Origin of the sequence: Lapidilactobacillus bayanensis (genome assembly GCF_003946695.1) — a bacterium.
GTDB classification, from domain to species: domain Bacteria; phylum Bacillota; class Bacilli; order Lactobacillales; family Lactobacillaceae; genus Lapidilactobacillus; species Lapidilactobacillus bayanensis.
Genome location: NZ_RHOX01000002.1, coordinates 140,551 through 164,740, shown reverse-complemented (window position 1 = coordinate 164,740; position 24,190 = coordinate 140,551). Strand labels below are relative to the sequence as shown.

At 39.1% G+C, this 24,190-nt stretch carries 20 protein-coding genes; 16 read left to right on the top strand and 4 right to left on the bottom strand.

What is annotated here, in order from left to right:
* Positions 1-37 precede the first annotated feature (37 nt).
* The 14 genes from yaaA to EKM65_RS01520 all read left to right on the top strand — a co-directional run bounded on the left by yaaA (position 38) and on the right by EKM65_RS01520 (position 18,625).
* On the top strand, positions 38-253 hold the full coding sequence (gene yaaA / locus EKM65_RS01585; RefSeq protein WP_125604804.1) for a S4 domain-containing protein YaaA: 216 nt from the start codon (positions 38-40) through the stop codon (positions 251-253).
* Position 254: 1 nt separating this feature from the next.
* A complete protein-coding gene (recF, locus tag EKM65_RS01580) occupies positions 255-1,373 on the top strand; it encodes a DNA replication/repair protein RecF (protein WP_125604802.1) in 1,119 nt (372 codons plus the stop codon).
* Positions 1,374-1,378: 5 nt separating this feature from the next.
* A complete protein-coding gene (gene gyrB / locus EKM65_RS01575; RefSeq protein WP_125604800.1) occupies positions 1,379-3,391 on the top strand; it encodes a DNA topoisomerase (ATP-hydrolyzing) subunit B in 2,013 nt (670 codons plus the stop codon).
* Positions 3,392-3,411: 20 nt separating this feature from the next.
* Entirely contained in the window at positions 3,412-6,021 is a 2,610-nt protein-coding gene (gyrA, locus tag EKM65_RS01570) for a DNA gyrase subunit A (protein WP_125604798.1), read from the top strand.
* Positions 6,022-6,227: 206 nt separating this feature from the next.
* On the top strand, positions 6,228-6,530 hold the full coding sequence (rpsF, locus tag EKM65_RS01565; RefSeq protein WP_125604796.1) for a 30S ribosomal protein S6: 303 nt from the start codon (positions 6,228-6,230) through the stop codon (positions 6,528-6,530).
* A gap of 28 nt (positions 6,531-6,558) precedes the next feature.
* On the top strand, positions 6,559-7,059 hold the full coding sequence (gene ssb / locus EKM65_RS01560) for a single-stranded DNA-binding protein (RefSeq protein ID WP_125604794.1): 501 nt from the start codon (positions 6,559-6,561) through the stop codon (positions 7,057-7,059).
* A 39-nt stretch (positions 7,060-7,098) separates the two neighbouring features.
* Entirely contained in the window at positions 7,099-7,335 is a 237-nt protein-coding gene (gene rpsR / locus EKM65_RS01555) for a 30S ribosomal protein S18 (RefSeq protein WP_057756309.1), read from the top strand.
* A gap of 350 nt (positions 7,336-7,685) precedes the next feature.
* A complete protein-coding gene (locus EKM65_RS01550; RefSeq protein ID WP_125604792.1) occupies positions 7,686-9,698 on the top strand; it encodes a DHH family phosphoesterase in 2,013 nt (670 codons plus the stop codon).
* Positions 9,699-9,730: 32 nt separating this feature from the next.
* Positions 9,731-10,183, top strand: a complete 453-nt coding sequence (gene rplI / locus EKM65_RS01545; protein WP_125604790.1) for a 50S ribosomal protein L9 — start codon at positions 9,731-9,733, stop codon at positions 10,181-10,183.
* A gap of 82 nt (positions 10,184-10,265) precedes the next feature.
* Complete coding sequence (gene dnaB / locus EKM65_RS01540; RefSeq protein ID WP_125604788.1) at positions 10,266-11,660, top strand: replicative DNA helicase; 1,395 nt, start codon at positions 10,266-10,268, stop codon at positions 11,658-11,660.
* A gap of 163 nt (positions 11,661-11,823) precedes the next feature.
* Positions 11,824-13,131, top strand: a complete 1,308-nt coding sequence (locus EKM65_RS01535) for an adenylosuccinate synthase (protein ID WP_125604787.1) — start codon at positions 11,824-11,826, stop codon at positions 13,129-13,131.
* Between the two features lie 861 nt (positions 13,132-13,992).
* A complete protein-coding gene (locus tag EKM65_RS01530) occupies positions 13,993-16,665 on the top strand; it encodes a TOTE conflict system archaeo-eukaryotic primase domain-containing protein (protein ID WP_125604785.1) in 2,673 nt (890 codons plus the stop codon).
* An 87-nt stretch (positions 16,666-16,752) separates the two neighbouring features.
* The gene (locus EKM65_RS01525; RefSeq protein WP_125604783.1) at positions 16,753-17,064 is read left to right on the top strand and encodes a hypothetical protein; all 312 of its coding nucleotides are present in this window, start codon (positions 16,753-16,755) and stop codon (positions 17,062-17,064) included.
* 487 nt (positions 17,065-17,551) lie between these two features.
* Positions 17,552-18,625 (top strand): M42 family metallopeptidase, encoded by a 1,074-nt coding sequence (locus EKM65_RS01520; protein ID WP_125604781.1) that lies wholly within the window; start codon positions 17,552-17,554, stop codon positions 18,623-18,625.
* 354 nt (positions 18,626-18,979) lie between these two features.
* Here EKM65_RS01520 and EKM65_RS01515 read toward each other — a convergent pair whose 3' ends face one another.
* From EKM65_RS01515 to EKM65_RS01505, 3 genes are all read right to left on the bottom strand, one after another.
* Positions 18,980-20,113, bottom strand: coding sequence for a site-specific integrase (locus EKM65_RS01515; RefSeq protein ID WP_125604779.1), 1,134 nt, complete (start codon positions 20,111-20,113; stop codon positions 18,980-18,982).
* Positions 20,110-20,373: a DUF3173 family protein gene (locus EKM65_RS01510; RefSeq protein WP_225420360.1), complete on the bottom strand. Its 264-nt coding sequence runs from the start codon at positions 20,371-20,373 to the stop codon at positions 20,110-20,112. The genes EKM65_RS01515 and EKM65_RS01510 overlap by 4 nt, the downstream gene beginning before the upstream one ends.
* A gap of 77 nt (positions 20,374-20,450) precedes the next feature.
* On the bottom strand, positions 20,451-21,731 hold the full coding sequence (locus EKM65_RS01505; RefSeq protein WP_125604777.1) for a replication initiation factor domain-containing protein: 1,281 nt from the start codon (positions 21,729-21,731) through the stop codon (positions 20,451-20,453).
* A gap of 378 nt (positions 21,732-22,109) precedes the next feature.
* Here EKM65_RS01505 and EKM65_RS01500 point away from each other — a divergent pair, with 378 nt between their 5' ends.
* Complete coding sequence (locus EKM65_RS01500) at positions 22,110-22,655, top strand: helix-turn-helix domain-containing protein (RefSeq protein ID WP_125572179.1); 546 nt, start codon at positions 22,110-22,112, stop codon at positions 22,653-22,655.
* Between the two features lie 171 nt (positions 22,656-22,826).
* On the opposite strand, the gene EKM65_RS01495 is transcribed toward EKM65_RS01500, so the two are convergent.
* The gene (locus EKM65_RS01495) at positions 22,827-23,705 is read right to left on the bottom strand and encodes an AraC family transcriptional regulator (RefSeq protein WP_125572180.1); all 879 of its coding nucleotides are present in this window, start codon (positions 23,703-23,705) and stop codon (positions 22,827-22,829) included.
* Between the two features lie 106 nt (positions 23,706-23,811).
* On the opposite strand from EKM65_RS01495, the gene EKM65_RS01490 reads away from it, so the two are divergent.
* Positions 23,812-23,976 (top strand): HAD family hydrolase, encoded by a 165-nt coding sequence (locus EKM65_RS01490; protein ID WP_125572181.1) that lies wholly within the window; start codon positions 23,812-23,814, stop codon positions 23,974-23,976.
* The last annotated feature ends 214 nt before the right edge of the window (positions 23,977-24,190 follow it).

The following is a 24,190-nucleotide window of genomic DNA, read 5'->3' as shown; positions in this document are numbered from 1 at the left end:
TGAAACTTATCTTTTTATATTGGTGGGAGCGATTGTCATGAAACAACTTAAATTAACCGCCGATTATTTGACTTTGACGCAATTATTAAAAGAAGAGGGCATCATTGGCAGTGGTGGTCAGGCAAAATTCTATTTGCAAGAACAACCTGTTATTTTAAACGGTCAAGCTGAAAATCGTCGTGGCAAAAAACTGTATCAAGGCGATGTTATCAAATTAAATAGTGGCGAAATTTACGAAATTGTGAAGGCCTAAGATGTATTTAGAACACCTCGAATTAGCACATTTTCGTAATTATGATTCGCTAGCACTTGATTTTTCGCCTAAAACCAATGTACTGATTGGTGAGAATGCTCAAGGTAAAACTAATTTGTTAGAGGCTGTTTATGTTTTGTCGTTGGCAAGGTCGCATCGAACTAATGATGATAAGTCATTAATTCAATGGGGAAACGATTTCGCTAAACTTTCAGGTGTGATTCAAAGACGAGTCGGTCGATTACCACTCGAAATCGTATTAAGCCATAAAGGTAAACGTGCCAAGATTAATCATTTAGAACAGAAACGACTATCTCAATATGTTGGGCAATTTAATGTCATTTTATTTGCGCCGGAAGATTTAGGATTGGTTAAGGGTTCACCTGCTGGTCGCCGACGTTTTATTGATATGGAATTTGGCCAAATTAATCATCAATACTTGTATAACATTACGCAATATCGGACAATTTTGCGTCAACGTAACTTATACCTACGTTCATTACAACGACATCAAGCTAAAGACCTAGTTTATCTGGAAGTTTTGTCCGACCAACTTGCTGGTTTTGGTGCAGAGATCATTTGGGCACGTAAGGACTTTTTACAACAAATGTCCGATTATGCTAATGAACAGCAACAACAAATTACGCAACAACGAGAACAGTTGGTTTTCGATTATCAAACTGTTTTACCAATTGTTGAGATTAAAAGTTCTGAGCAGCTTTATCAATATTTAAAAGCGCAATATCAGCAACAACAAAAGCGCGAATTACAGCAAGGAACTACTGCACTCGGACCACATCGTGACGATATTAGTTTCATGGTTAACGGTAAAAATGTGCAGACATATGGTTCCCAAGGTCAACAACGCACTGTTGCGCTTAGTTTAAAGTTGGCTGAAATTGACATGATGAGAGCGCAAACAGGTGAAACGCCCGTTTTGTTACTTGATGATGTTTTATCAGAACTTGATGATATTCGCCAAACACACTTATTACAAACGATTCATAATCGTGTGCAAACTTTTTTGACGACGACAAGTCTTGATGGTGTAGCCCGTGACATCATTGGTGAACCCACCACCTTTACCGTTAGTTCAGGAAAAATTATTCATCAGAATTAAGATTAATGCTAGGAGGATCTAACGTGGACGATGAAACAAACAAACAACTAAATAAGCAACTTTCTGATTCAAAATTAGAGAGTGAGTTAGAAGAAAAAGAAGAAAAGGCTAAAGAGTACGATGCTAGCCAGATTCAGGTTCTTGAAGGTCTTGAAGCCGTTCGTAAACGTCCGGGTATGTATATTGGTTCAACCAGTTCGCAAGGTTTACATCACTTAGTTTGGGAAATTATTGATAATGGTATTGACGAGGCACTAGCAGGATTTGCCTCGCAAATTGATATTGTGGTAGAACCGGATAATAGTATCACCGTAACTGATAATGGTCGTGGGATTCCCATTGGCATTCAAAAGAAAACTGGTCGACCAGCACTAGAGACTGTTTTTACGATTCTACATGCCGGTGGTAAATTTGGCGGTGGCGGATACAAAGTTTCTGGTGGCTTACACGGTGTAGGTGCTTCGGTTGTTAATGCCCTATCTACTGGATTAGATGTAACGGTTACTCGTGACGGTAAACGTTATTATATGGATTTTGTTCGCGGTAAAGTTAATACTGAGATGGCAATTATTGACGATGCACCTGAACATGAACATGGAACAAAAGTACACTTCTTGCCAGATCCAGATATCTTCACTGAGACAACGATTTATGATGATAAGGTTCTAAATACACGAATTCGAGAACTAGCCTTTTTAAATAAGGGGTTAAAATTAACCTTTACAGATAAGCGAGCCGCAACTGCAGAACGAATTGAATATCATTATGTTGGTGGAATTCAAAGTTATGTTGAATTTTTAAACGAGGGTAAAGAAGTAATTTTTCCCACACCAATTTATGTTGAAGGTGAACAAAATGGGATCAATGTTGAAGTAGCTATTCAATATACAGATGATTTTCATTCTAATTTGTTAACTTTTGCCAATAATATTCATACTTATGAAGGTGGGACACACGAGTCCGGTTTTAAGGCAGCATTAACGCGAGTAATTAATGATTATGGTAAAAAAATCGGTTTAATTAAAGAGAACGATGATAATTTATCTGGTGATGATGTTCGTGAAGGTATGACTGCTGTTGTATCTATCAAACATCCAGATCCACAATTTGAAGGTCAAACGAAAACCAAGTTAGGCAACTCTGATGCGCGAACGGTTACAGATAAAATGTTCTCAGAAACTTTCAATAAGTTTTTGATGGAAAATCCAGCAGTTGCTAAGCAGGTAGTTGAAAAAGGTCAATTGGCTTCTAAGGCGCGGTTAGCCGCCAAGCATGCGCGTGAAGTAACTCGTAAAAAATCCGGTTTGGAAATTAGTAATTTACCAGGAAAGTTAGCCGATAATACTAGTAAAGATCCTGAAATTTCTGAATTATTCATTGTCGAAGGTGATTCTGCCGGTGGTTCAGCTAAACAGGGTCGTTCACGTTTAACACAAGCTATTTTGCCAATTCGCGGTAAGATTTTGAACGTTGAAAAGGCCTCAATGGAAAAGATCTTAGCCAACGAAGAAATTCGAACATTATTTACCGCCATGGGAACTGGTTTTGGCAGTGATTTTGATTTAACCAAAGCGCGGTACCATAAATTGATTATCATGACCGATGCCGATGTCGATGGTGCTCATATTCGAACGTTGCTTTTAACTTTATTTTACCGTTATATGCGTCCGGTTGTTGAGGCAGGCTATGTTTATATTGCCAAGCCACCACTATATCAAGTTCGTCAGGGTAAATTTATGCGTTACATTGATTCTGATGAAGAACTTGATGGAGTCATAGGACAACTACCAGTTTCACCAAAACCAGCGATTCAGCGTTATAAAGGTTTAGGGGAAATGGATGCCGAACAGCTTTGGGATACTACTATGAATCCTGAGAATCGGCGTTTAGATCGAGTTGAAGTTACTGATGCTGAAGAAGCCAATGATGTCTTTCAAATGTTAATGGGTGATAATGTTGGTCCACGACGTGAATTTATTGAGTCTCATGCAAAATATACTAAGAACTTGGATGTTTAGAAGGGAAGTTTGCGAAGTAAATGGCAGAATTTGAAGACCATCGCATTGAAACAGTTAATTTATCTAAAACAATGCGTGATTCATTTTTGGATTATGCAATGAGTGTCATTGTCGCGCGGGCTTTGCCAGACGTTCGTGACGGCTTAAAACCAGTTCAGCGGCGAATTTTATATGGGATGAACGAACTAGGCGTTATGCCAGATAAACCATATAAAAAATCGGCACGTATTGTTGGTGATGTTATGGGTAAATACCATCCTCATGGTGATTCTTCAATCTATGAAGGCATGGTTCGAATGGCCCAGGATTTTAGTTACCGTTATATGTTAGTTGACGGTCATGGTAACTTTGGCTCAGTTGATGGTGATGGTGCAGCCGCTATGCGTTATACCGAAGCGCGGATGAGCAAAATTGCCGTTGAAATGTTACGCGATATTAATAAAAATACAATTGACTATCAGCCTAACTATGATGGGAGTGAACGTGAACCTGTTGTTTTACCATCACGTTTTCCTAATTTATTAGTTAATGGTGCTACTGGTATTGCTGTTGGTATGACAACTAATATTCCACCACATAATTTATCCGAGACAATTAGTGCGTTACATTTATTGATGAATAACCCAGATGCGACTACTGCTGATTTGATGGAGGCTTTACCTGGTCCTGATTTTCCAACTGGTGGAATTGTTATGGGTAAGTCTGGAATTCGTAGAGCTTATGAAACAGGTAAGGGGACGATTATTCTTCGGGCTAAGACTGAAGTAACAACGCTAAAAAATGGTCGAGAACGAATTATCGTTAGTGAAATTCCTTATATGGTCAATAAAGCTAAATTAGTAGAGCGAATCGCCGAATTAGCCCGTGACAAACGTATTGATGGAATTGTCGATCTAACTGATGAATCTGACCGTGAAGGTATGCGAGTTGTTATTGATATTCGCCGTGATACAAGCGCTTCAGTTGTGCTGAATAATCTTTATAAGTTAACGCCAATGCAAACGACTTTCGGGTTTAATATGGTGGCTATCGTTAATGGTGCGCCAAAACAACTAAGCCTTAAAGAAATCTTGCAATATTACTTGGTTCATCAAGAAGAAGTTATTCGGCGGCGAACGGAATTTGATCTTAAGAAGGCTAAAGCTCGTGCTCATATTCTTGAAGGGTTACGAATTGCCTTAGATCATATTGACGAGATTATTCGAATTATCCGTGGGTCTCAAACCGGTGAAATTGCTAAAAATACTTTGATGAGTCAATTTGAATTGAGTGATAAGCAGTCTCAAGCAATTTTAGACATGCGGTTAGTTCGCTTAACTGGTTTGGAACGCGACAAGATTGAAGCTGAGTATACCGAATTGATGAAAACAATTGCTGATTTGGAAGATATTTTGGCACGATCTGAACGTATTGATCAAATTATCTATGAGGAATTATTAGAGATTCAGAAACGTTACGGCGATGATCGTCGTACTGAATTACTCGTGGGCGAAGAATTGAGTCTTGAAGACGAAGACTTAATTGAAGAGCAAGAAGTTATGATTGTACTTACTCATAACGGTTATGTTAAACGTCTACCAGCAAATGAATTTAAAGTTCAGAATCGTGGTGGCCGGGGTATTCAAGGTATGGGTGTTCATGATGATGACTTCATTGAACAATTAATTTATACGTCAACTCATGACACACTGTTGTTCTTTACGAATACGGGTAAAGTTTATCGCGCCAAAGGTTATGAAATTCCTGAATACGGACGAACGGCTAAAGGAATTCCTATTATTAATTTATTGGGCGTTGACACTGGCGAGAATGTTGAAACAGTAATTAATGTTCATGATGTTGATGACGATGATAGCTTATTCTTCATCACGCGCTTAGGTACAGTTAAACGGACACCGGTTAATGAATTCTCCAATATTCGAAGCAACGGATTACGCGCGTTGACGCTACGTGATGGTGATGAGTTAACGAACGTCTTACTAACTGATGGTAAACAAAATATTTTAATCGGAACGCACTTAGGTTATGCAGTTTCTTTCAACGAAGAGACAGTTCGTTCAATGGGGCGGACTGCAGCAGGCGTTCGCGGTATTCGCTTACGCGCTGACGATTATGTGATTGGTTCCGCAATTTTAACCATTGACCAAGAAATTTTAACAATTTCTGAGAATGGTTATGGTAAACGAACTGCTGTTAGTGAATATCCAATTAAGGGTCGCGGTGGTAAAGGGATTAAGACAGCTAATATTACAGAGAAAAACGGTCCATTAGCCGGATTAGTTGCTGTTAATGGTAGTGAAGATTTAATGTTGATTACCACAGAGGGTGTTTTAATTCGCTTCCCAGTTCAAAATGTTTCACAAACAGGACGGGCGACTCTGGGTGTTCGATTGATTAAGGTTGATAATGGCGCTAGAGTTGCTACTTTAGCTAAAGTTAATCATGAAGATCCAGAAGATGAACAGACAGCTGCTACCACGACTGCATCTGAAGCTTCAATACCTGTTGTAGGTGATGAAACGGAAGCACCGAGGTCGCTACCTGATGATGTTCAAGAATTAGTTAATCGGGCTGAAGCTGCTGATCAAGATGTGTCCGAATCGGATGATCCTCAAGATCCAGAAGCTTAATTTTTAGATAATTAAAAGTTAAAATAAGTCGTTTTGACGTATTTAAATTTGTAGCAAAATAAACGTTACTTTTTAAAGTCGGAGCGATTTTTTGTTGTTTAAAGGTCTTATCTATGATAAACTACTAGTTTGTGAGCAGACTATTTGTTGCTTACTCCTTGTTCTTAGTAGATAAGAACCAATAGTCCATAAGGAGGTGTATAACCATGGCAGAAACATTTTACGAAGTTACTTATATCATTAAGCCAGATCTTGATGATGAGTCAAAAGCAACTTTAATCAAGCATTATGACGAAATTTTAGGTGCTGATGGTGCTGAAGTGGTTGATTCTAAAGATTGGTCTAAGCGTCGTCTTGCTTACGAAATCTCGAATTACCGCGAAGGCATTTATCATATCGTTAACGTAAAAGCTGATAACTCAAAAGCTATCGATGAATTCGATCGTCTTTCAAAAATCGACACATCTGTTTTACGTAGCATGATCGTTAAACGTGATGATAAAAACTAATTTTTTCAATACGAAAGGGGATTTTTAAATGATTAATCGTGTAGTACTTGTTGGCCGACTGACAAAGGACGTTGATTTGCGTTACACCGGTAGTGGTGCTGCTGTTGCAACTTTCACTATTGCTGTTAATCGTCAATTTACAAATGCCCAAGGTGATCGTGAAGCTGATTTTATTCAATGTGTAATTTGGCGTAAGTCAGCTGAAAACTTCAAGAACTTTACGCATAAGGGTTCCTTAGTTGGTATTGACGGACGGATTCAAACACGTTCTTATGATAATCAACAAGGCCAGCGTGTGTATGTAACTGAAGTTGTCGTTGATAATTTCTCATTGTTGGAACCTAAGAGTTCACATGCTGGCTCTGGTCAAGCAACTAGCTCAAGTAATTCTAACAATAGTTATAGTCAATCAAATAATACAAATAATAATTACAGTAATCAGAGTAAACAACAGGAACCTGTTGGCGATGATCCATTTGCCAATAATGGGGAACCAATTGATATTTCTGATGATGATTTACCATTCTAAATTGAAAATTCGAAATAACGCTTGAGAGGAGGAATACACATGGCTCAACAACGTCGTGGCGGCCGTCGTCGCCGTAAAGTCGATTTTATCGCTGCTAATCACATCGAGTACATCGATTACAAGGACACAGAATTGTTGAAACGTTTTATCTCTGAAAGAGGTAAAATTTTACCACGCCGAGTAACTGGTACTAGCGCTAAAAACCAACGCAAGTTAACCGTTGCTATCAAGCGTGCTCGTATTATGGCCTTATTACCATTTGTTGGTGAAGACTAAAAAGTAAATTAAGAAGGGCCGCAATTTGCGGTTCTTTTTTTGTGCCCACCAATCAGTTACGACTAAAAGGGCTGATTTCGCCAAAATTACAGCCATATTAAGCATTAACTATTCTCAGTAGGGAGAAATTAAAAGGTGGCCTTAAATCCGTTAGGAGTCAAAACAAGGCCTTTAAACGCTAACTGATGATAGTAATCGGTTAGTTAAATTATCGTAATGAGCGCGATCATAAAACACTGTTTGTTTCTAAAGAATTTTATAAGCTTTTATGGTAAAATAGGCACAAGTGACGTGTTATGATGTCGGAATTATTGAAGATTATTGTCTGATGAATAATTTTAAGGAGTACTATGAAAAAAATATTAAGTTGGTTTCGTGGAAAAGTTGCCTTACCAACTTTTTTTGCCGATTTCCAATTACGAATAATTGCTTTAACAGTTGTTGGTATTACAGTATTAGCCAGTATAATCGCGTTAATTATTGCACCAATTTTTGGCATTATTTTTCTAGTTGCCATGATTTTATTGATTGGTGTTGTTTTCTATGGTTTTGAAGTGATTTTTAAAAATACCAACAAGTATGTTTCTGACCTCTCTTATAGAATTAAGCAAGGTGAGCAGGCTGCACTGATTCAAATGCCCATTGGAATTATGTTATTTGATAAAAAGAATGAAATTCAATGGGTCAATCCAACCTTTCAAGAATATCTTGGTGATCAACAGGTGCTTGGCAAAAAGGTTCAAGATGTTGATCAATCCTTGGCTAAAATGATCGAACAGCATCAAGACGATGAGGTAACACAAGTTATTGATTGGAATGAACGAAAGTTTGAAATCACTGTTCAAGAAAAAGTTGGTGCACTATATCTATTAGATGTAACTCGTTCAGCCAATATTGAACAACGTTTTAATGATCAGCAAATTGTAATTGGTCAGATTTTTGTCGATAATTATGATGAAATTACCCAGACGATGGATGATCAAGGTGTCTCCAATCTCAGCAATTATTTAACTAACCGGTTAACAGATTGGGCTAGTAATTATCAAATGTTTTTGAAGCGTGTTGACGAAGATCATTTCTTTATTTTAGCTTATGCTAAGGCGCTAGCTAAGGCAGAATCGAATAAATTTCAAATTCTGGATAAGATTCGTGAAGATACCTCAGTTCAGAATTTTCCAGTTACGTTAAGTGTTGGCTTTGCATATGGTAGTGATGATCTAGCTGAGTTGGCCATTACTTCCCAGAGTAACTTAGATTTGGCTTTAGGACGTGGTGGTGATCAGGTTGTTGTTAGGGCCAAAGGTCAACAAGCTCATTTCTACGGTGGTAAAACTAATCCAATGGAGAAGCGAACTCGGGTTAGAGCACGGATGGTCAGTCATGCGTTACAAGGCTTATTTGTTTCTGCTCATGATATTTTTGTCATGGGGCACAATCATCCTGATATGGATGCCGTAGGTGCTTCGTTAGGTATTCGTAGAATTGCTCAAATGAATGGAATTCAATGTCATATTATCTTAGATCAAAACTCAATTCATACTGACGTTCAACGATTGGTTACCGATATTAAAGACTATCCAGAAATTTACCAAAGTGTCGTCACACCAGAGCAAGCGTTGGAGATGGCAAGTAGCGATAGTATGCTAATTATGGTCGATCATTCTAAGCCATCTATTTCCATTAGTCCTGTGCTATACGAACGTCTTAAGCAACGGGTTGTCATTATTGATCATCATCGCCGTGGCGAAGAGTTTCCAGAAAATCCTATGTTAACGTATATTGAACCTTATGCTTCTTCAACTTGCGAATTGATTGCTGAAATTTTTGAATATCAGCCAACTGATGTTGAACCGTTAAACAAGATCGAAGCGACAGCTATGTTAGCAGGTATTTCAGTTGATACACAATCCTTCTCACAACGAACCGGTACAAGAACCTTTGATGCAGCTAGTTACTTGCGATCCGTCGGTGCCAATAACGGGATGGTACAACAGTTATTGAAAGAAAATACTGATGAATTTATTCAGCGTAATCACTTAATAGATAATTTAGAAATGGTGACAAGCAACATGGCTATTGCTTTAGGTGAAGAAAATCGTTCTTATGATCCAGTCATTGCCGCACAGGCTGCAGATACTATGTTAAAATTAGCAGGGATTGATGCATCATTTGTTATTAGCCGCCGTTCTGATGATGTAATTGGTATTTCAGCGCGAAGTCTTGGTAAAATCAATGTGCAGGTGGTTATGGAACAAATGGGTGGTGGCGGTCACTTGTCTAATGCTGCGACGCAATTAAAAGATACGACCATTGCTGCTACTAAACAACAATTAGTTGATATTTTAAATAAGTTACAAGATTAATAAACTCAGAGTTCCTTAGGAGGTACTTATTCATGAAAGTTATTTTTTTGGAAGATGTTCGTGGTAAGGGTAAGCGTGGCCAGGTTAAAGAAGTTCCTGACGGATATGCGCGTAATTTCTTAATCAAGACTGGTAAAGCTGAACAAGCTACGAAACAAGCAGTTAGTCACTTGGAAGCACAACAAAAAGCTGAGGCAAAAGTTGCTGCTAATGAAAAAGCGGCCGCTAAGCAAGTTAAAGAACAACTCGAGGATGATAAAACGGTTGTTGCAATTAAATCTAAAGCAGGTTCAGATAGTCGTTTATTTGGTTCTGTACCTAGTAAACAAATTGTAACGGCGCTTGAACAACAATTTGGTATTGAGCTTGATAAGCGTAAATTAACGTTAGCCGAACCGATTAAAACGTTAGGTTATACTAATGTCCCTGTTAAACTTTATAATGGGGTTAATGCAACGATTCGGGTTCATATTACTGCTGAATAAAATAGTAACATTTTTCTAAGTTTGGCATTATTTTGTGCCAAACTTTTTACTAGGTTCATGTATTCAGGTTGAGAGGTTACCCATGGATAATTTACAAAATCAACTGCCACCACACAGTGAAGAAGCAGAGCAAGCTGTTTTAGGTTCAATTTTTTTACGTCCTGATACAATTGTTGACGCAATGGAATATCTGACGCCGGAGGATTTCTATCGGCGAGCACATCAGGTTATTTTTCAGTCCATGATTAACATTAGTGATCGTCAGGATGCGATTGACGTTGTAACGGTGCGTAGCGAGTTAGAGAGCCATCATCAATTCGAAGATGTTGGTGGCGCCACTTATATTGCTGAGCTTGCGTCTAACACACCCTCATATCGCAATGTTAGTTACTATGCCAAAATTGTTGAAGAAAAGTCAATGTTGCGCCGCTTAATCGGTACAGCAACGCATATTGTTAATCAGAGTTATCAGCAAGATGATGATGCAACAACGATTCTTGATGACGCTGAAAAACAAATTATGGACGTCAGTCAAAATCGTAATCGCAACGGTTTTAAACAAATCAGTGATGTTTTGTTGGAATCAATGGCAAACATTGATGAACTAACGAAACAAGATAGTACGATTACAGGTTTATCGACAGGTTATGCTGACCTAGATAAAATTACGGCCGGATTACATGAAGATGAGTTAATTATTTTGGCAGCCCGCCCTGGTGTTGGTAAAACTGCCTTTGCGCTAAACATTGCGCAAAACATCGGCACCAAGAATGAAGATGTTTCCATCGCTATTTTTAGTTTGGAAATGGGCGCTGAACAATTAGTGAATCGAATGATTTGTGCAGAAGGGAATATTGAATCGAATCATTTGCGAACAGGTCAGTTAACTGATGAAGAATGGGATCATTTAATGGTAGCTATGGCCAGTCTGTCAAAGGCTAAGATTTATATTGATGATACTCCTGGTATTAAAATGGCAGAAATTCGTGCCAAGTGTCGTAGACTACAACAAGAACAAAAGAATTTAGGTCTGATTGTCGTTGACTATTTGCAGTTAATTGAAGGTAGTGGGCAAGAAAATCGACAACAAGAAGTATCAGCAATTTCTCGACAACTAAAAATGTTAGCTAAAGAGCTTCATGTTCCTGTCATTGCCTTATCTCAGTTATCTCGTGGCGTGGAGCAACGTCAAGATAAACGACCAGTTTTGTCTGATATTCGTGAATCTGGTTCAATTGAACAAGATGCTGATATTGTTGCCTTTCTTTATCGTGAAGATTATTATCGTTCAGAAGATGAGGATGGGGACACTGGTGCTGCTCCTGCTCAACAAGATGATGACGATCAAAATGTTGGACCTGTGGAAGTTATCATTGAGAAAAATCGTGCTGGTGCAAGAGGAACTGTACAGTTACTCTTTGTTAAGTCATATAATAAATTTGCATCCGTTTCAAACCGAGATATGATACCACAATAAAGAATTATTTTCCGGGAAATAAAAAAGTTGCAAAAGACAATTGTCCGTCTTTTACAACTTTTTTTAACTTATAAAACATTAATAATTTTCAAAACGTTGAAAATAAGAACTATTAATGATAGAATCCATGATGTAGTTAACAATTTTAAAAGGTGGCAGAAAAATGTCTGGAACAGTTGTAGTGGGAATGCAGTGGGGCGACGAAGGAAAAGGTAAGATTACAGATTTTTTGAGTCGAGATGCTGATATCGTGACACGCTATCAAGGCGGCGATAATGCAGGACACACGATTAAAGAAAACGGTCAAACTTACCATTTGCGGACGATTCCTTCAGGAATTTTGCGTGCAAATAAGACATGCGTCTTGGGAAATGGTATTGTCCTCAATCCTAAATCTCTTGTTGCAGAAATTACACGACTCCATGAGGCTGGTGTTAGCATTGATAATCTCGTGATTTCTGATCGTGCTCACATTATCTTGCCTTATCATATTGCTCTTGACCAAGCACAAGAGAATTATCGTCATGATAATAAAATTGGCACCACTAATCGTGGTATTGGACCGGCATATACTGATAAAGCTGAACGTTCTGGAATTCGTATGGTTGATTTACTTGACAAAGATGTTTTTGCTAAGAAACTTACTATTAACTTGAAGTTTAAAAACGAATTATTAACAAAAATTTACCATCAAGATGCTTTAGACTATGACACTATTTTTAGTGAATTTTTTGAGTATGGTCAACAATTAAAGAAGTATGTTGTTGATAGTAGTGAATTATTGAATCATGCTATTGAAGATGGTAAGAACTTATTGTTCGAGGGCGCTCAAGGAATCATGTTAGATCTTGATCACGGAACGTACCCTTATGTTACTTCTTCTAATCCAGCTGGTGGCGTTTCAGTCGGCGCAGGCATTGGACCACAGGCAATTAATCATGTCGTTGGTGTAGCTAAAGCATACACGTCTAGAGTTGGTGACGGCCCGTTTCCTACCGAGCAAACCAATGAAATAGGGGACTATCTGCGTGATGCTGGTCACGAATATGGTGTTGTTACCAAGCGGCCTCGACGAATTGGTTGGCTGGATGCGGTTGTCTTGAATCATTCTCGTAAAGTTGCCGGTGTTACCGAACTATGCCTTAATTCAATTGATGTTTTAACTGGGCTAGAGACAATTAAAATTTGTGTTGCTTATGAGCTTCATGGCCAGCGTATTGATTATTATCCTGCTAGTCTTAAAGATATTGCAGATTGCACACCAATTTATGAAGAATTTCCGGGATGGCAAGAAGATATTACGCACGCACAAAATTTAATTGATCTCCCAGAAAATGCTCAACGTTATGTTCAACGTATTTCAGAATTAGTCAAATTACCATTAGCTACATTTTCTGTTGGCCCGGATCGTGAACAAACAATTGTTTTAAAAGATGTTTGGAAACAATCAGTACTTAACGGACATATTTAAAGAATATAGTTAAAAACAGGCTCAGGCTTTTGTCCCGCTACAACGGAAAAATAGAGTTGGGATTTTTATTCCAGCTCTATTTTTTCGCATAAAAAAGAGAACGCAAGATTGTTTTCAAAACGTATTACACGCCAGCAATCTTCGCTCTCATGGGTTTGGCACCGTAGAGTATTATAACACATAAAATGTAGGACGCATAATAATTGTGATATGCAAAATTATTCTTAATAAATAATCAGAATACTGCTCACTAAGATAATAAGATATAAAATGATGATATAGATTTAAAATTGACTTTAATAAGACACACGTGAATATGAAAATGATCAGTTTGAAAGAAGGTCTAATTACCTCATTCGCCAGGTCTAAAACGAAAGCTTCTTAAATGAGATTCTAAATGACGGATGATGATACCTAATGCTTTAATAAGGTTACTGACCAAGTGCTCTGATTTAGTGATTATAGTGATGAAGACGGGTCACTTGATAATGTTGAAGAAAATTCTGAGCAGTATTTAGAATTACCATCTAAATATGATATAAATGATTATCACATCATGGAAAAATTCATTTTGGTTACATCAGAAGAAGATCGGGATCGGCTCGATCGCAGCATATGCTGTCGAGGTGCATTTCGTAATTTTCGTGATACGGTTGAAAGATTAGGCTTGTTGCAATAGTGGTATGATTTTAAGGATTTGACATATCGTAAAATTGCAATCGAGTGGTGCAAAAATAATAAGGTTAATTATGAATAATAACGAGATAATGCTATGCTTAGTGTGAAGACTTGAGTGGGGGTTTTAAACTCGATTCAGATTAAGTGTAGCTTAAATATGACATTACTCTCAGGTGATAATTCGTGGAAATAAAAAAAGGACGCTATTATTCAAAAAATTGTAAGATAGTTGATGTGCTACACATTGCGTATGATCTTGAGCAAAAGCAATATGTCGTCGTATTTGTTGTGGAGAAAGACGATACAATTTACGTGATATCTAAAACACGATTTATGGCAAATATGGTTAAACCACAGACTGAAAGCTCTCAATTTAGTCATTTAAATGAGCAAGTTATGCTGTTTAAAAAATTGTTCAGGTCACGACATGATGTGTATGCGATTGAATATTTTAAAAATGGTGAGCGTAAATTTACGCCTGATAGAGTGTTCGGAAAGCGTGATCAATATAAACAACTAACTGATCAAGTAATTAGGGATCATTTAACTGGTAAAAAAATGATTGGACTTTTCCCACTGGACAAGGATAGTACCTGTAATTTTCTTGTGCTCGATATAGATAAAGTGAATTGGCAGGCAATTACCAAAAGTATTGTAAGTATTGCAAAATCGGTCGGCTTACAAATTGAGGTTGAGCTGTCCCGTTCTGGAAATGGTAGTCATTTGTGGATTTTATTCTCAGAAAGTATTTCTGCCAAGACTGCTAGACAATTGGGTTCAACAATTCTTAATATTGCAATGTATCAAAATCCAGGTATGTCTTTTGATGCATTTGATCGCATGTTTCCCAACCAGGATTTTATTCCGCGTGGTGGTTTTGGCAATTTGATCTCGGCTCCATTACAAGGGAAGCGAGCTGCAGAAAATTGTTCTGTATTTCTAGATGACCAATTATTGCCCATTCAAAATCAATGGGAATATTTATCTAAAGTGAAACAGTATACTCTTGATGAGGTAAATGAATTTCAAGGAACGTTGAGCGCAAAGTGTCAATTGACAAAAAATATTGAGCAACAAGATTTGCGCGAGTCAGATGATGAAAAATATCCAGATTTACAAGTAAATAAGGATGCCGTATTACATATTCCAACTAAAAAGTTATCAGCATACCAGATTGCAGAACTGAAGCGTATGGCAACTTTCTCAAACCCAGAATTTTATAAATTACAAAATCAACGACGTTCAACCTATCGAGTTCCACGATATCTATCGACTTTTTCTCAGAATGAGAATGAATTATCATTTCCTCGTGGCCTCGAAGGTAGTTTAGTAGCTTTGACGAAGGCAAAGATTATTGATAAAACCAATTCGGGTCATATTTTACAGATGACATTTAAAGGTGTCTTAAAATCTGATCAACAACATGCTTTTAATGCTTTGAAAAATGAGACGACCGGGATAATCTCGGCACGAACTGGATTCGGCAAAACTATATTGGGAATTGCTTTAATATCTGATAGAAAAGTAAGTACGCTGATATTAGTGCATACGACACAACTAGCAGAACAATGGAAGGACTCACTTGAAAATTTTTTAGATTTGAAAAATGAACCATTCCAAGAATATACACCAAAAGGGCGAGTTAAGAAGAAACCCAAGATTGGTGAAATGTACGGTCAAAAGTTTATGCGAAGTGGTAATGTGGATGTTGCTACATTTCAGTCGTTGGTGAAGCGTCATGATTTAGAAGCAATTTTATCTGACTATGGAATGGTTATAATTGACGAAGTTCATCATGCTGCTGCCAAGACATATGAACATTTAATTGAAAGGATTCCAGCCAAATATATATACGGATTTTCGGCAACAGTAAAACGTAGTGACAAACTAGAAAAGATCACGTATATGCGCATTGGAGATATTAAGTATGAAACGGCAAAAATAGATGAAAAATATCTCAATAGTGTTAGTTACGTGCTCCACTCAAGATTTACTAGTATTAATGAATTGGGTAATGAAGCATTGAACAATACAATTAATGAGAATTATAAACTCATCGTTAACAGTAAAGATCGAAATGAACAGATAATTAACGACATTAAACAAAATTATCATGACAAAAGACATATTATTGTCTTAACTGAACGTTTAACTCATATTGATCGATTAATTGAGTTACTAAGACGCGAAAAGATATCTTATTATGAACTTTCTGGGCGTCAGAAGGATAAGCTTAATAGAACTATTATTGAGAATATAAAAAATGATACTGATACCTATATTATCCTTGCAACAGGAAAGTATGCTGGTGAAGGATTTGATGTTCCATCAATTGATACGTTAATATTAACAATGCCTATTTCTTGGTCAGGAAGATTGCAACAATATATCGGCAGAATGAACCGTGATTTGGATACTAAATCAGAATTACGTGTATACGATTATGTTGATTATGCTATTCCAATGTTTAACAAGATGTATCAAAAGCGATTAAAGTTATATGCAAAGTTAAATTATCGTTTGTTTGACGACGGGGAAAATAGATTTTCCTTGTTATATCAAGAGAATAATTTTTTGGTGCAATTAAAGGATGATATTAACGATGTTGATAAGCAAATTATCATTAGTTCTAGTGTCAAAGTAGTCAAATGGATTAAAAGTATGTCAAAAAATCACGATATGCGTTTAATAATCGCAAAATCTACACGGACAGAATACGTAATTATTGATAATATTGTTTGGTATGGCGATATTGGTAAAGCGTTTAACAATTATAATGCTATTTTATTGCGAATTGTCAATGCAGAACTTGCTCAACGTTTAATGGAGTTAGATTCAAGTAATGTACTCAATTAGTGCAATTTTTATCTATTCTAAATTATTTCTATAAAGGAGAGTATTGTGAGGAAAATTGAAGGTAGCTAGTAAAATGAACAATTATCATTGGATTTCGGTAATACAGTTGGTAAAATTACGCTAAATGTCGATAAAGTAAGAGTACAGTCTGGAACAGTTGCATTATACCATGTTGGTTTAGCTTTAATCGGCGTTCAGGTTGTTCCTAATGACAAGGGAGTAATATGGGCGGTTCAGATCAAAATGCCAGAGACGATGGAGCCTAAGTATTTTACGCACTTCATTGTGGAACAGGCCCGAGAGAACGGGTTAAAAATTAATGAATTAGATCCAGAAAAGTTGCGCGTAATCAATGGCGGATTCTGCAGAGCTATTGGTAGAATCACATACCAATCATGACAGCTTTAGGATTTAATATTGAGTTAGCTAAGAATCGTTCTGCTAAGGCACAACAGCGTTGAAATAAAGAGGGTGTTTAAATAGCATTTACGACTAACTACGCTGGCATCAGAGCAGCTGTTTATTGGTGTAAGCGCTGCAAAGCCGTGATCCTCGCAGGTGCAAAACTGAAATCATAACCAGAATTAAATGCTAATGCTGAGCTAGGCTTTTCGTCTCGTTTTGCAACACCGTTATGGCAAGAAAAGGCTGGTACTTTTACAATAACTAGCGAGGTAGTTGTGAAAAACATTAATGAAGCTGGATTGTTTTTGTATTTTGACAATATAAACAGTTAGTTACAATTAAAGAATGAGAATGACTGGACATTAGTTAAATAGTTGAACGGGTTAATATAAACAATTAGGGTGTTTGACCTTTTATAACTATAAAATGATAAAATATAAGAGAAAGTTTCACGTGAAACAATGACAAAGGGGCAAAAAAAATGAAAAAAGAAAAATCGATTCAATTGATTCAAGACTTATCCAATGCACGTGGTATATCCTCATTTGAAGATGAAGTGACGGCATTATTCAAAGATGAGGTTAAAGATGCGGGCACGGTTACTGAAGATCATATGCGGAATGTTTTCGTCAACCAACCATTCAACAGTGGTGATCGACCAGTTGTTGAGTTGGACGCCCATTCAGATGAAGTTGGTTTTATGATTAGAGCAATTAAGCCAAATGGTCAAATGATGTTCGTTAATGTTGGCGGCTGGGCCATGGTTACGGTTCCTGCACAAAAGGTTAAAGTTCGTAATCACGATGGTGAATGGCTATCTGGAATTGTAAGTAGTACACCACCGCATTTCATGACAGCTGAAGAGCGGACACGGTTACCTAAGCCGGATGAATTGAGTATCGATGTTGGTGCTTCAAGTGCTCAAGAAGTTCGTGACGTGTATGGAATTGAAATTGGTGCACCAGTCGTTCCTGATGTTACTTGTGAATACAATGAGAAGTCTGGGCTGTTCTTAGGAAAAGCATTTGATAATCGAATTGGGACGGCATTGTTGGCTGCGACAATGAATGATATTGCCACTGAACAATTGGATGTTGATGTTGTTGCTGGACTCTCTTCTCAAGAAGAAGTTGGCGATCGCGGTGCAGAAGTTGTCGTTCGTAAAATCAAACCAGATTTAGCAATCGTTTTTGAAGGTGCACCAGCTGATGATACTGTTATGCCGGATTATTTAATTCAATCTGGGTTACGTAAAGGCCCAATGCTACGTGATTTTGATTCAACTATTGTTACTAATCCACATTTTCAACGTTTTGCGTTAGATGTTGCTGCTGAAAACAATATTCCAGTTCAGCGATCAGTTAGAACTGGTGGCGGACAAGACGGTGCAATTATTAATCGTTATAATGGGGCACCTACCATCGTCATTAGTGTACCGGTAAGATATGCGCATACGCCGTATTGTTTTATTGCTTTGGAAGACTATCAAAATGCATTAGAGTTAGCAAAATTAATTATTAAAAAATTGAACGCCAATGTATTAAGCAACTTCTAGACAGTAACCAGAATATTAGTTAAGAAAAAGCAGGAAGGAACTTGGATAAAAATCCGGGTTCCTTCCTGCTTTTTTTATGCTACCATGAAATGAAAAACTGAATTTGAATTTTTAAACTATGGTGTTTTGTTAAAATAAAAAATCTAGTTAGTTTAAGATTGAAATGTTAATAAAATATTATCGCCTAAAATCATTGATGTTATCAGTATTTCTAACATGCCTCAATCTATATCTTTTGGCTTGAACTAAAAAGATTATTTCCCGGGAACAATGGCACATCTCGCACCCGTCCCGTGGTATCAACGTTTCTAGCACCACCGATTTTACGGTGGCACAGTTTTGACCCTTTTCAAATTATTTTGGCTCACTGGGCGCCTCCTCGGAGAAGATCCCGTTGAGCTTTTTTGCGACTTCAAAGTTACTGTTGGGGTAGAGATGACCATAAGTGCCAAGCGTCGTTTCGATGTCTTCATGTCCCAGACGTTCTTTGATCTGGAGCGGATTTTCACCGAGACTGATCAACAGCGACACATGCGAGTGGCGAAGCCCGTGCACGGTAATTCGCTGAACTTTAGCGAGTGTGCTGTACGCGTCCACAATATCAATGAATTGCTGGTCAGAGCACGGAATCCCATCACGTGAGAATACCCACTCGGAATTCACCATCGCCGCTTGTGCGGTCTGCCACGCGCCTAAGCACGCCACGGTATCATCATCAAGTGCCACGGTACGGCGACTAGCGGCGGTCTTTGGCGCTGGTGTTTCAAACCAGTTGCGGTTGTGATAGTCCATCGTCTTATTGACGTTCACGGTCTTAGCTTCGAGATCAACGTCTGCCCACTTCAACGCTCGTGCTTCACCGCTACGCAAGCCTGACATGAACATGAACCACAACATCGTGTAATCAAAGCGGCCCGTGTACGTGTCGGTATTTGTCTTGGCGAGCACCTTTTGGAAGTCGGCTTGCGTCCAGAACTGGATCTTCGCTTTCTTCTTTTTGATGAGGCCAACGACCCGGACTGGGTTCTCGGTGATGATACCTAGCGCCTTAGCCCGTCCTAGCACTTGACCTAACATAATGTTGATAGTACGCGCATAAGATTGCTTACAGCCTTTGAGTACGCTGACTTGCCAATGTTGCACATCAATCGGCCGAATTTGGTCAATGATGATGTCATTGAATCTAGTCAGATACTCACTGTTCATCAAGACTAGCCGTTGGCGGTAGGTACGTGGTTTCACTTGGGTTTTATACCAAGGTTTGAACACGTCTTCCATAAATTCGCCAAACTTAGTCTTCTTGATGTCCTCATCATCGGCGACCCCCGCCACCAACATTGCAACTCGTGCTTTTTTCGCCTCCGTTTTCGTTTTGAAGCCGCTGGCACGCTTTTGAATTCGCTTGCCAGTCCGTTTGTCAGTTCCTAAGCTTACGCGGAAGCTAAAAGTACCATCCGCTTGTTTTGTAATTGGGTCTTTCGTAGTCAAGATAGTTCCTCCTTAACTGCGGAAAGGCCACTTGGTGCACCCTCAAGTTGGCTTAGTTTCAAGCCTAATACTGCGTCTACTGCTTCCACTGGAACACGGTCTACGCCTTTCTTACCGTACCATCCGAGGCCTTGTTTGAGCAACAACTCTTTTGCCATTTTGATGATACGGCTTGCTTGCGATGGACTGTATCCCAGCTTGATAAGGTCAGCTCTTGTCATCGTCAGGAAGACTGGCTGTTCTGGTGCATTAATATTCAATCAAATCACTTCCTAAAGTTTGGTGGGAGTGAGATAATCAAACCAGATAGAACCCATAGTTTATCTGTGAAGGGTGACTACTTGCTTTGGTCGGCGTAGTCGCTCTTTTTTGATTTCTCACGTTGCTTTGAATCTGTCATAATACCGTTGCGTTGATGCTGAAAATGGTGGATCACGTCCCAGTGGCGTTGCGTCAATTTACCACTGTCAATGATAGCCTTGAGTTCGTTCGTGTTGTTGTACTGGTCAATCACCTGCAACATCTTGAGCGAGGGTGCGACTTGCTTTCTTAACCATCGCGTAATGTGGTCATAGTTCAACGGCTCCGGATTAGTGGACAGGCGCAACTTATCCCGATTGTTACCGATGAATGCTGCCCAGCGGGGATCTAACGCCCACTCGCTTTTCGGTTTGTGGCTGGGGGTGAGAAAACGCAAATACTGATTGATGATGCCGAACACGACTTGCTCAGGATCACGTGTCGCTAATAGATGCTCAACCGCTGTGGCGGCACGCTCGCGGCGTAGGCGTACTTCAAAGCGGGTACGGATTGGTTGCTCTTCGATGGCGATTTCTGGGTGTTTCTGATGTTGCTCAAACGCCTTGTCGTAGATACAGAAATTGACTTCGCTTTGTGGTGAGCCGAGATACAACGTACGTCCAGAGGCGTGCCACTGTTTGGTGCGGTTATCCCTGAACCCGCGAAAGCGCGAGCTGAATTCATCACGGTCGCACTTCTCGATTAGTGTTGGCACATCTAGTAACCCGTTGCGGTCGTTGATGGCTAAGTCAAGTCGGGTGAAGTGACATTCAAGTTTGATACACGCTTCCAAGAAGTCATACCAAGTCCGGTTCTGTGATCGCAGATATGATTCGACATAGCGGCACCCTTGACCTTTAAGTTCAATCATTGTGCCACTGTCGTCTTTCGGATTGTAGTCTTCGGCATCCACGTCTTGGTAAGGCGATAACATAATATTGATTTCACCGCATATCAGGGTTGCTGAATAACCGTAGTGAGCGCCCTCGTGAAGATTGAAATGGATCGGGCTAATTTGGAACAGTTCGTTGATCAGTTCTTCGTAGTCGTGCGTCTTGAAGGTGATGCCGAGATAGTCGATACAGACGTCCAGATTATTCTGACCGGTCAACGCACGCAACGCCAATGATAGTTCTAATCGGGCTTTATCGTTGAGTGGCTTCTTGCGACCCAGCAGTTGATTCAGGTGTGACCGGCTGTAATTAGCCATGTCGGCGAGCTGGCCTTGTGTAATACCATTGTCGCGCATCTCGTCGTGGACTTGATCAAGCCAATCTTTGTTGGTCATACCGCCAATTAAGTTTAAGTCTTTGAGCATGTTAGCTCCTTTCTATGCGTCCTAACAGCAATTTGGCGTTCCGCCTGTGCGGCAAGGCCTTGCCACGGGCGTTTTATGCCTACCGTCGGATTTCTTGTTACTTGTATTTGCCCCCCTATTAGACACTGGGGGCTACAGCGGCCGGCTAACGCCGACCGCCGCCGCTCGCGCTAGCGGCTTTCGCGCTGCACGCCGCGCACGGCGGCGAGGGTTCCTCCTTTCATCACTAATCGTATTGACAAGCTATACGTTAACGCAATGATATCAAGACTTTCAACAGATTTCCTTAGCTTTTTCATAGCTACATAACTTTCAAATATAGTTGTGCAACTTGGTATAGGTATTGCTGTTTGGTAATCTGATAACGAGGTGATTAATATGACAAAAGTGCACTATTTTGGCCCAAATCTAAAACGGCTCCGTATTCAAAGCGGGTTATCCCAAGCAGAACTTGGAGCTGCTTTGGATACTCCGGTTAACGGACAAGCTATTTCTAACTGGGAACGTGAGAATAACCACCCAACCTACGAGAACTTGATCGGCATTGCTAAATTTTTCAATGTTATGCCTTCAGAACTTTTGAGAACAGAAAAAGAGACCGCAGTTGGAGAAACTACGGCCATTCTTGATCGAATTGACGAATATATGCCAAAGGTGACGGAAATACGTCGGGTTATGCATATGATGAAGGATTTCTCACCGCGACAATTAGATGGATTATCGGAACAGCTTGATCAAATCATGCAATACTTTCGCCCGTACACACCTGTTGATGAAGACGGTGAACCGGAAACGGATCAGAATGGTCGAAAAATCACGAAACAATCCAAGTATCGAGATATACCTATTAAGGAAATTCATCAAGTTTACCAGGAGCTTAAGGCCATACAATCATACCGGGATGATCAGCAGAAACGGGATTGACTGATAACAATAAGGGACTAGATACAATTCGATTTTTCCAAGCAAAGTAACAACTGGATTATCACCGCCGGCATCTAAAAAAGCCTGGCATACATGCCCACTGCAATCCACGGGTATGTATGCCAGGCCTTTATGCTTTCCAGAAACCCAACAGAATTCTATTGCCAATTTCTATTTTTTGTTTGAGATACTCTCTCGATATTCCAACGGAGTACAACCAAAAAGTCTTTTGAAAGTTGCGCAATAATAGCTGACCGACTGGAATCCAGAATTAGAACTAATTTCCTTTACTGACATATCTGTCTTTGCAAGTAACTTTAGACTGATGTCGAGGCGGTATCGTGTGAGATATTCGGTTGGGGTCTGTGCCAAATAATTACGAAAAATATTAAAACATCGAGTTCGAGAAACTTTGCCAGCATCGGCAATATTATCGATCTGAACTGTCTCAAAATAATGGCGATGTATATAGTCAACCATTTTCCAAATTTCCTGATTATTTACAGTATGTTCAGTATTTCGCGTTGAGTGACCCATAAATTTGATGCACCTACTCATGGCTTTCATACATTCTACCTGAACATCTATCATATTCGGCTTGGGGGTACTCATTAACCCATGAATTATCCGCGCAGCGGAAGCAAGCTCTTGTGCTGCCTCGCTTTTACAATCAAACAACAGGTAATCTTCTGATGACCGTCCAAATGAATTATCTATCTGCTTTTGAATAGAGCTACAGCTACTATCGAAAAGGCTTGGTTCGACAATCATGTCAATGAACGTGCACTCATCTTTGGTGTCGGAAAATCCGTAGTGCATTCTCTTACTGTTAACAAGGAGAATACTTTTTGGTAAGAGTGTAACAATTTGACCATTTATAAAAAAATCCATAGTTCCATCAAGAATAGAAACAATTTCGACCCCACTATGCCAGTGACACGCGCCCCAATATCCAAACTGGGAAAGTTTATTGATTCGCACATAGAGTGGAAAGTCGTTGATGTTATACTGCATTTCTTCAGAAAAATCTGAGAATACCTTTATTTCCATTTTGTCGCCTCTGTACGATTTTTATATTCATCCGCGCAATATTAACATTCTACCGCTAATTTCGCGCCTTATAATGGAACTATACTGATACTAGGAGTGAAGTTCAATGAGATCCGTAAAACTTATCGCTACAGATATGGACGAAACTTTATTAACATCAGACAAACACGTTCCAGAAGAATTTTATAAACTTGTAAGTCAGTTAGATCATGTCGGCGTTGTCACAGCGATTGCCAGTGGACGGCCACTGTACGGCCACTGTACACACTGAAAGCTCAATTTCCAGATTTGCCTTTGGCTTTCATTGCAGACAACGGTGGCGTTGTTGAATTTCACGGAGAATTGATTCATCAAGCAAGGTTAAAAACAGAAGATTATCAGAAGATGATCAGCTTTACACTTCAACAAACAGCTGGAATTCCAATTCTGTGCGGCCTGAACTCAGCGTATATTCCAAAGATTTTTGAAGCCTCACTTAATCACCT

Coding starts and splice junctions, on each gene's coding strand:
- EKM65_RS01490 (WP_125572181.1), top strand. CDS start 23,812: ATGAGATCCGTAAAACTTATCGCTACAGATATGGACGAAACTTTATTA.
- recF (WP_125604802.1), top strand. CDS start 255: ATGTATTTAGAACACCTCGAATTAGCACATTTTCGTAATTATGATTCG.
- EKM65_RS01550 (WP_125604792.1), top strand. CDS start 7,686: ATGAAAAAAATATTAAGTTGGTTTCGTGGAAAAGTTGCCTTACCAACT.
- rpsF (WP_125604796.1), top strand. CDS start 6,228: ATGGCAGAAACATTTTACGAAGTTACTTATATCATTAAGCCAGATCTT.
- rplI (WP_125604790.1), top strand. CDS start 9,731: ATGAAAGTTATTTTTTTGGAAGATGTTCGTGGTAAGGGTAAGCGTGGC.
- gyrB (WP_125604800.1), top strand. CDS start 1,379: ATGCTAGGAGGATCTAACGTGGACGATGAAACAAACAAACAACTAAAT.
- EKM65_RS01500 (WP_125572179.1), top strand. CDS start 22,110: ATGACAAAAGTGCACTATTTTGGCCCAAATCTAAAACGGCTCCGTATT.
- dnaB (WP_125604788.1), top strand. CDS start 10,266: ATGGATAATTTACAAAATCAACTGCCACCACACAGTGAAGAAGCAGAG.
- gyrA (WP_125604798.1), top strand. CDS start 3,412: ATGGCAGAATTTGAAGACCATCGCATTGAAACAGTTAATTTATCTAAA.
- EKM65_RS01505 (WP_125604777.1), bottom strand. CDS start 21,731: ATGCTCAAAGACTTAAACTTAATTGGCGGTATGACCAACAAAGATTGG.
- EKM65_RS01535 (WP_125604787.1), top strand. CDS start 11,824: ATGTCTGGAACAGTTGTAGTGGGAATGCAGTGGGGCGACGAAGGAAAA.
- yaaA (WP_125604804.1), top strand. CDS start 38: ATGAAACAACTTAAATTAACCGCCGATTATTTGACTTTGACGCAATTA.
- EKM65_RS01520 (WP_125604781.1), top strand. CDS start 17,552: ATGAAAAAAGAAAAATCGATTCAATTGATTCAAGACTTATCCAATGCA.
- rpsR (WP_057756309.1), top strand. CDS start 7,099: ATGGCTCAACAACGTCGTGGCGGCCGTCGTCGCCGTAAAGTCGATTTT.
- ssb (WP_125604794.1), top strand. CDS start 6,559: ATGATTAATCGTGTAGTACTTGTTGGCCGACTGACAAAGGACGTTGAT.
- EKM65_RS01495 (WP_125572180.1), bottom strand. CDS start 23,705: ATGGAAATAAAGGTATTCTCAGATTTTTCTGAAGAAATGCAGTATAAC.